1 protein-coding gene and 1 pseudogene are annotated in these 1128 nt (G+C 35.4%); one reads left to right on the top strand and one right to left on the bottom strand.

Going from position 1 to position 1128, the window contains the following annotated elements; translation table 11 throughout:
- Window positions 1-621 (top strand): LVIS_2131 family protein (locus FHL06_RS14495; RefSeq protein WP_192918026.1); only part of this gene is annotated, 621 nt, incomplete at its 5' end.
- A gap of 235 nt (window positions 622-856) precedes the next feature.
- Here FHL06_RS14495 and FHL06_RS13830 read toward each other — a convergent pair.
- Window positions 857-1128: pseudogene (locus tag FHL06_RS13830) on the bottom strand (NADH oxidase); the annotation flags it as partial.

Genomic DNA, 1128 nt, shown 5'->3' with positions numbered 1-1128 from the left:
TCTAGGAATTTTGTGGGAATTATAGCGTGGATCATTGTTATTGCGCTATTGATCTTTGTAGTATTTAATATTAGAAATCGTCATTTAAAAATTTTAGTAGTTAAAAAGGGTAAAATTACTGGGGCAACAATTTTGATTGACCTGGTGGAGATTTTAGTCGTTATTTTGGCTGTGAGTGGTCTGTTATATACAAGTTTATTTACCAAAGTCGATTTAACTGATAAAAATGAAGTAGCAGTTTCATATAAATACGAGCCAATGATTGTCCAAACAACTAATGATGGACAAGGTTATTACGTAAAGATAGATAAAAAAGAATCTAATACCGCCACAGATGTTTATCAATATTGGATCAATAATTCAACTTACACAGTATCTAGTCGTAATGCAACGATTTCAGATGCTACATTACCTTTCACTGTCTCTGGCTTACATTTGAATTGGCCAATGAAGAAAATCAAGAAGTTAGATGCGAAGTATCAAGATGCGTATGTAATTACGGTGCAAGCTAAGTACAAGAATAATTTCATCAATGGATTAGGATTAAAAGCTAATCGCTATGCAATGGAATATCGAGTATTGAGAGTTCCAGCACGTTCATTTATTAATGTTGAAAAGTAGGGATGTTATTAAGTATTAATGTTGAAACTGCTGTTAGTTTCAATAACATGGCCGAAGGGTGAAAAAGAAGAGTTTGGGACAAAACTATTGTCGTCTTTAAACATGCAGCATAAACGTGGAACAAAACATAGCTTTTTCCGCTTAAAACAAATGTCCCCAGCAATCCAAAATCGGATTACTGGGGACATTTGCCTTAATGCTCGAAAGCTGAACATGTTTTGTTCCACTCTCGATATTACTTTCTCCAATAGCCATGTTCTTGGTCAACGGCTACTTGAGCTACTAAGTTCAAATAATTGAATGGGTCATCAAAGTTAGGTGAGAACAACATATCGAGAAAGGCTAATTCGTCAATCGTGTTGCCATTTTGAATGACTACGGAAATGGTATTAGCTGATTGAGAAATCTCGTGGTTAGACATCATTTGTGCGCCTAGAACTTTGCGAGTGTTTTTATCATAAACCAAGGAAATTGAAATTTCAGCGGTCGTGGGCATGAAGTCTGGTC

This window comes from Companilactobacillus halodurans (assembly GCF_009600985.1).
GTDB classification, from domain to species: domain Bacteria; phylum Bacillota; class Bacilli; order Lactobacillales; family Lactobacillaceae; genus Companilactobacillus; species Companilactobacillus halodurans.
Note: the sequence above shows the minus strand (reverse complement) of the source record. Positions and strands in the feature narration are given on the sequence as shown.